We start from the raw sequence: 7,367 nt of genomic DNA on the forward strand, positions 1-7,367 counted from the left end.
TATTGATGGAGCTTTAGTCGGCGGTGCAAGTTTAGAAACAGAATCTTTCTTAGCATTATTGGGGGCTATTAAATAATGAGTAAATCACCAGTAGCCATCATTATTCTTGATGGACTTGGATGGCGTAACGAAGTAATGGGTAATGCGGTAGCACAAGCAAAAAAACCTAATTTCGATCGTTATATGGCAACATATCCTCACAGTCAATTGAAAGCTTCCGGCTTGGATGTTGGACTTCCAGCAGGCCAAATGGGAAATTCTGAGGTTGGACATACCAATATTGGTGCTGGGCGTATTGTTTATCAAAGTTTGACCCGAATCGATAAAGCAATTGAAGAAGGCGAATTTCAAACAAACCCTGTTTTAAGCAGTGCAATGGATCAAGCGATTGAAAAACAATCAGCTTTGCATTTGTTCGGACTTTTATCAGACGGAGGAGTTCACAGCCATATCAACCACTTGATTTCTTTGATTAAAACAGCCAAAGAAAAAGGTGTAGGCAAGGTGTACGTTCATGCTTTTCTTGATGGACGTGATGTAGCACCCAATTCAGGTATTGGTTATGTTGAACAATTAGAAAAAGCCATGAAAGAAATTGGAGCAGGTGAAATTGCGACAGTTTCTGGACGTTTTTATGCAATGGATCGCGACAAACGTTGGGAACGTGTTGAAAAAGCGTACAATGCAATCGCTCATGGCGAAGGTGTTAAAGCACATAGTGCAATGGAAGCTGTTGAAACCAGCTACGCTTCAGAAAAATTTGACGAATTCGTAATTCCGACAGTAATTGAAAAAGACGGCAAACCGGTAGCAACAATTGAAGACAATGATTCCATTATTTTCTTTAACTTCCGCCCTGACCGTGCTATTCAATTATCGAATGCCTTTACAGACGACGAGTGGGAACACTTCGATCGCGGTGTAAGAGCTGAAAATGTTAAATTTGTGACAATGACACTTTACAATCCAAGCATTAAAGCAGAAGTTGCTTTTGAACCAATCGCATTAAAAAATGTCATTGGAGAAGTTCTTTCTAATGAAGGTCTATCGCAATTACGAATTGCAGAAACTGAGAAGTATCCGCATGTCACTTTCTTTATGAACGGTGGACGTAATGAAGAATTCCCAGGAGAAAATCGTATTTTGATTCCTTCTCCAAAAGTAGAAACGTATGATTTAAAACCTGAAATGAGTGCTTATGAAGTAACGGATGCATTAGTAGCTGATATTGAAGCAGACAAATCCGATGCGATCATTTTAAACTTTGCTAACCCAGACATGGTTGGCCACTCAGGTATGTTAGAACCAACGATCAAAGCAATCGAAGCAGTAGACGAAAACTTAGGACGTGTAGTAGATGCGATTATTGCCAAAGACGGCTATGCTATCATCTTTGCTGACCACGGCAATGCAGATACAATGATCACTCCAGAAGGAAAACCGCATACTGCTCATACAACTGTTCCGGTTCCAGTAATTGTAACGAAAAAAGGTGTTACATTACGTGAAGACGGTCGTTTGGCAGATATTGCACCAACGATGTTGGACTTGTTAAACATTAAAAAACCAGCAGAAATGACTGGAGAAAGCCTTATCCAAAAATAAGGATGCGTAGAACGCTGAACAGGCATGACAGAAAAATAGAGAAATTCCCGCAAAAGGCTAAAAGCCTTGAGGATAATTTCATCTTTTTTCCGAATGCCTAGCGTTCGCAGCTCAACTAAAAAAGGATGCGTAGAACGCTGAACGCCCTAAAGGACTTAAAAGAATAGTAATGGATTTTACCTATTTAACGATCACTCTTTCATTTTCGTCTAACTTATTTGCGCAGATAAGGGAGTATAATTTTGATCATTCACGGTAGGCTTCATTGAAAAACAAGTGGAATAAGCTGCAGCTTATACTTCTCTTATCTTTAATGGAGTTGAATGAAAGAACTTATATGAAGATGGGGAACAAATGTGAAATAGTGGAAATACATTGCATCTTAAGCGAAAGTTAACTAAAATGAAACCATGGATAATATATCCTAGGTAAAAATTATTGAAACTCAAAGGAGAGAAATAAAAATGCCATTTATTACAGATATTTTAGCACGTGAAGTATTAGACTCACGCGGCAACCCAACAATCGAAGTAGAAGTTTACACAGAAAGCGGCGCATTTGGACGCGGTATGGTTCCATCAGGTGCTTCAACAGGAGAACATGAAGCAGTTGAACTACGTGACGGAGACAAATCTCGTTACGGCGGAAAAGGCGTTTTGAAAGCTGTAGATAACGTAAACAACATTATCTCAGAAGCTATTCTTGGTTTCGATGTACGTGACCAAATGGCAATCGATAGAACAATGATTGAATTAGACGGAACTCCTAACAAAGGAAAATTAGGAGCAAATGCTATTTTAGGTGTTTCTATTGCTGTTGCACGTGCAGCTGCTGACTATTTAGATCTTCCTTTATACCAATATTTAGGCGGGTTCAATGCTAAAGTATTGCCAACTCCAATGATGAACATTATCAATGGCGGATCGCATGCTGATAACAGTATCGACTTCCAAGAATTTATGATTATGCCAGTAGGAGCTCCATCATTTAAAGAAGCTCTACGTATGGGTGCTGAAGTATTCCATGCATTAGCAGGAATCTTAAAATCTAAAGGATTAGCTACTTCAGTTGGTGACGAAGGTGGATTCGCTCCTAACCTAGGATCAAACGAAGAAGGTTTTGAAGTTATTATCGAAGCAATCGAAAAAGCTGGTTACAAACCTGGTGAAGACGTTCTTCTTGCAATGGATGCTGCTTCTTCAGAATTCTACAATAAAGAAAAAGGCGTTTACGACTTAGCTGACTCAGGCGAAGGCGAAAAAACTGCTGAAGAAATGATCAAATTCTACGAAGAATTGGTTGAAAAATACCCAATTATCTCTATCGAAGATGGCTTAGACGAAAATGACTGGGAAGGTACGAAGAAATTAACTGAAGTTTTAGGTTCTAAAGTTCAATTAGTAGGTGATGACTTATTTGTTACTAACACTAAACAATTATCTAAAGCAATTGATATGGGAGTTGCAAACTCGATCCTTATCAAAGTTAACCAAATTGGTACATTAACTGAAACATTTGATGCGATTGAAATGGCTAAAAAAGCTGGTTATACAGCAGTAGTTTCTCACCGTTCTGGTGAAACAGAAGATTCAACAATTTCTGACATCTCTGTTGCAACAAATGCTGGTCAAATCAAAACAGGTTCTCTTTCACGTACAGACCGTATTGCGAAATACAACCAATTGTTACGTATTGAAGACCAATTAGGCGACCTAGCTGTTTACGATGGCTTAAAATCTTTCTACAACTTAAAAAAATAAAGTATCCTTTTGATACAGTAAAATAAATAAGACCTTTGCTGCTCGGACCCATTACGAGCAGCAAAGGTTTTTTTGATTGTACATATTTGGTATTGATGAGTGAAAAAAACTTGTTAATGTCTTTTTGTTAGCTGAGGTTTTCTGCAATTTTTTCCAGTTTATTTGTGTCTTCAATGAGGTAATAGTTTTTTTCCTTCTTTAAAATATTTCCTTCTCTAAAACTGGTAATTGTTCGAAGTAAGTGTCGATAGCTTACATTTAAAATTGCAGCACAAGTTGTTAATTGAAAAGAAAATTTTTGATTAAGACTATTTTCTAAAATAAATTTAGCTAATCTAATTTCGACTGGTTCCGTTAGAGAGTTAGCTAAATTGACACCTGAATTTAAACGATAACTTAAAATCTGACATATATTTTGTAAAAGCCGAACATCATGTTGTAAAAGCCCACGATGTTTTTTTAGGCTGATTCCTAGACAAAGGCAATCTGTTTCTGCTTTGACGTTACTTTGAGGCATGAGCTCCCACAAAGAGGAAGCTTCACCTAGAAGAGTGACAGGCTGGCTACGATTAATGACAATGTTCTGAGTGTCAGAAGAATACGAATAGACTCTAACGTTGCCTTCAAGAAGAAAATACAAGTACTCTGACGGAGTTTCTAAGCGAATGAGATGTTCGTCTTTTTCGAAAGAACATAAAGCAGAGATGGGCAATAAATCATTATCTAAATACGATTGTAAATTATAAGTATCAATGCATTCCATTATGGCAGCATTATCAGTGATTTTTTTCATAGGGTCTTTAAGCTCCTCGAGTTATTCTTTCATTGTTTCTATTATATAGTAGAATCAAATATGTCACAACACGAACATTATTAGTGATATATATGTAAAATGAATGTAAAATAAAGGTAAATGTGACGTGTGTCACTTCAAAAAAATGAAAATATTGGTATTCTGTAAATGTACTAAAAAGATATTTCCATAGGAGGAGACAAAATGAGTTTTAAAAAATTAGCAACAGGCTTCTTAAGTATTTTAGCAGTAGCAACTCTAGCAAGTTGTGGGGCGAAGGCAACTAAAGAGGATGCTAAAATAGACGGCAAAGAAAAATTAGTGGTTCAATTCGTTCCGACAAATAATGATGGTTCCATGGAAGCTAAAACAAAACCTTTTGCTGAATATTTATCTAAAGTGCTCAATCGTGAAGTGTCCGTTACATTAGCAACAGATTATTCAACAATTGTTGAAGCCATGGCTTCTGGACAAGTTGATATTGGCGTGATGCCACCAGCAGCGTATGTTCAAGCTAAAGATATGGATGCAGCTGAAGCTATTTTAACTTCTCAACTTGAAGATATGGATTTAGAAACAGGACTTCCTTTAGAAGGAAAATTAACCAATACCTTTAAAGGTGAAATTTTAGTAAAAGCAGATAGTGATATAAACAAATTAACAGATCTAAAAGGTAAAAAAATTGCTACATTGAGTCCTAATTCGGCTAGTGGGTATATCTATCCAGTTGCTGAAATGAAAGACGCAGGAGTTGATCCAACGATAGAATCGACATTAACAACAGTAAACGATATTCCAAGTGAAATCACAGCTGTTTTAAATGGACAAATAGATGCTGCTTTTGTTTTTGAAGGAGCTAGAAATGTATTTGGTTCAGCTTTTCCGGATAAGGATTTATTTAAAGAGTTAAAAGTTTTATATTTAACAGAAGGCGATATTCCAAATGACGCAATTGCTGTGCAACCATCAATGGATGCTAAATTAAAAGAGCAAATTAAAGAAGCATTCTTAAATATGAAAGATGACGAACAAGGTGCTGAAGCCATGACGCTTTGGAGCCATTTAGGTTATGAAGAAGCAGCCGACTCAGCTTATGATACGATTCGCGAATACACAGAAAAAGCAGCTGAATAAATTAAACTAAGAGCTTAGGATAACTTTTTTATCCTTGGCTCTTTGAATGAAGAATTAGTGGAGGTAAGTATGATTGTTTTTGATAATGTCTCAAAAATCTATCCTAATGGGGTCAAGGGGCTTCAAAATATTAATTTAACCATTAACGAAGGGGAATTTGTATCGATTATTGGGTTAAGTGGAGCAGGTAAAAGTACGTTGTTGCGATCTGTCAATCGATTAGAACCGATAACAACTGGTGAAATTAAGGTGAACAATCGTTCCATTACTCATGCCGGTAAGAAAGAGTTGCGGCAAATCAGACGAGAAATTGGTTTGATTTCTCAACATTTTAATTTAGTTAGAAGAAGTACAGTTCAAAAAAATGTTTTATCCGGCCGATTGGGTTATTATAGTACATTGAAAAGTATTTTTGGCTTATTTACAAAAGAAGATTACCAAAGAACTGTGGATGCTTTAGAAAGTGTTGGATTATCAGATAAGTTACATACTAGAAGCGATGAGCTAAGTGGTGGACAACAACAGCGAGTCTTAATTGCCCGCGCCTTAGTTCAACAAGCACCTGTGTTTTTAGCAGATGAACCGGTCGCTTCTCTTGATCCAATTACAACTCAAAAAGTTATGGATGATTTACAACAAATCAATCAACAGTTAAATAAAACCATTTTAATTAATTTACACTCAATTCCACTGGCTAGAGAATACTCTACAAGAATTATTGCTTTAAAAAGCGGAGAAGTTGTTTTTGACGGCAAGCCTAAAGAGTTAACAGACAAACGCCTCGAAACGATTTATGGCAAAAGTATCTTTGATGAGAAGGTAGGAAATGCTAGTGAAAATTAAAGAAACTGTTCATTTTAATTGGTATAAACATTTAATGACTTTGGTAGTTTTGCTCATGTTGTTTCAATTTAGTGTAGTTATAACTGAGGCAGATTTTCAAAAGGTTTTTACTAATTCGGATCAAATTGTTGTGTTTTTATCCCGTTTAATGCATCCAGACTTTGGATATTTTTCTAAATTAATTACTCCATTAATAAAGACATTACAAATGTCATTGTTGGGAACTTTTTTAGGTGTGGTAGTAGCCATACCCGTTAGTTTTTTAGCAACACCAGTTGTGACAGGGAATAACTTTGTTTCAATGATTTGCCGTTTTATATTAAGTTTGGTACGAACCATTCCAACTTTGCTTTTAGCTGCGTTATTGGTTGCTATTTTTGGTATCGGTGAAGCCACAGGTGTTTTGACAATAGCTATTTTTACATTTGGGATGGTCTCCCAGTTAATGTTCCAATCTATTGAAACAATTGATTTTGAGCCAATTGAAGCACAACTTGCAGTTGGAGCAACTAGAACTCAAATAGCAGTATGGGCCATTGCACCACAAGTTTTTAGTCAATTTGCTAGTTATTCATTTTATGCTTTTGAAGTAAATGTTAGAGCATCGACTGTTTTAGGGTATGTTGGAGCTGGAGGAATCGGTGTGATTCTAAACTCATCTCTTGCTTTAATGACGTATGAGCGGGTCTCAATTATCATTCTAACCATTTTAGTTACAGTTGCAATTGTGGATAAAATAAGTGAAAGAGTAAGAGGTGCTTTAGCATGATGATTAAAGATATGAGTAAAAAAACAATCTTTTTTCTAATTCTCTTATTGGTATTACTTAGTTATTCAGCAGTTAGTATTGATTATTCTGGGTTAAGTACCTTTTCTTTGTCTATGGGATTAGATGTTTTAAAAGGATTGAGCCAACCAGATTGGTCTTTTGTATACGATGGTAGTGGAGAAGATTTAATTAGTTTGCTCCTTTTGACAATAGGAATTGCCTTTTTAGGAACAGCGATTGGAACAGTATTAGCCATTCCATTTACCTTATTAAGCGCATCAAATTTATGGAAATCTGCACCCTTTGTTTCAAAAATCGGAAAATTTGTTTGTAATGTCTTACGTGCTTTTCCAGAATTAGTTTTTGCTATTATTTTTGTTAAAGTGGTTGGACCAGGGCCTTTTGCGGGTGTGATGGCAATCGGAGTTCATCATATTGGAATGTTAGGCAAGTTATACACAGA

7 protein-coding genes are annotated in these 7,367 nt (G+C 36.2%); 6 read left to right on the plus strand and 1 reads right to left on the minus strand.

All coding sequences use genetic code 11. From position 1 onward, the window contains the following. The first annotated feature begins 75 nt into the window (after positions 1-75). A complete protein-coding gene (gpmI, locus tag RT405_RS02500; protein WP_313467280.1) occupies positions 76-1,605 on the plus strand; it encodes a 2,3-bisphosphoglycerate-independent phosphoglycerate mutase in 1,530 nt (509 codons plus the stop codon). A 464-nt stretch (positions 1,606-2,069) separates the two neighbouring features. After that, positions 2,070-3,365, plus strand: coding sequence for a phosphopyruvate hydratase (gene eno / locus RT405_RS02505; protein WP_035029873.1), 1,296 nt, complete (start codon positions 2,070-2,072; stop codon positions 3,363-3,365). Between the two features lie 127 nt (positions 3,366-3,492). Here eno and RT405_RS02510 read toward each other — a convergent pair whose 3' ends face one another. Then, the gene (locus RT405_RS02510) at positions 3,493-4,158 is read right to left on the minus strand and encodes a cyclic nucleotide-binding domain-containing protein (RefSeq protein ID WP_313467283.1); all 666 of its coding nucleotides are present in this window, start codon (positions 4,156-4,158) and stop codon (positions 3,493-3,495) included. A gap of 204 nt (positions 4,159-4,362) precedes the next feature. Here RT405_RS02510 and RT405_RS02515 point away from each other — a divergent pair, with 204 nt between their 5' ends. The 4 genes from RT405_RS02515 to RT405_RS02530 all read left to right on the plus strand — a co-directional run. Then, on the plus strand, positions 4,363-5,292 hold the full coding sequence (locus tag RT405_RS02515; RefSeq protein WP_313467285.1) for a phosphate/phosphite/phosphonate ABC transporter substrate-binding protein: 930 nt from the start codon (positions 4,363-4,365) through the stop codon (positions 5,290-5,292). Positions 5,293-5,361: 69 nt separating this feature from the next. Further along, positions 5,362-6,135 (plus strand): phosphonate ABC transporter ATP-binding protein, encoded by a 774-nt coding sequence (phnC, locus tag RT405_RS02520; protein WP_313467286.1) that lies wholly within the window; start codon positions 5,362-5,364, stop codon positions 6,133-6,135. Next, positions 6,125-6,904: a phosphonate ABC transporter, permease protein PhnE gene (phnE, locus tag RT405_RS02525; RefSeq protein WP_313467287.1), complete on the plus strand. Its 780-nt coding sequence runs from the start codon at positions 6,125-6,127 to the stop codon at positions 6,902-6,904. The genes phnC and phnE overlap by 11 nt, the downstream gene beginning before the upstream one ends. Next, positions 6,901-7,367: PhnE/PtxC family ABC transporter permease (locus tag RT405_RS02530; RefSeq protein ID WP_396163098.1), on the plus strand; the 467-nt coding region annotated here is incomplete at its 3' end. The genes phnE and RT405_RS02530, both read left to right, overlap by 4 nt.

This window comes from Carnobacterium sp., assembly GCF_032094055.1.
In the GTDB taxonomy this organism is placed as follows: Bacteria; Bacillota; Bacilli; order Lactobacillales; family Carnobacteriaceae; genus Carnobacterium_A.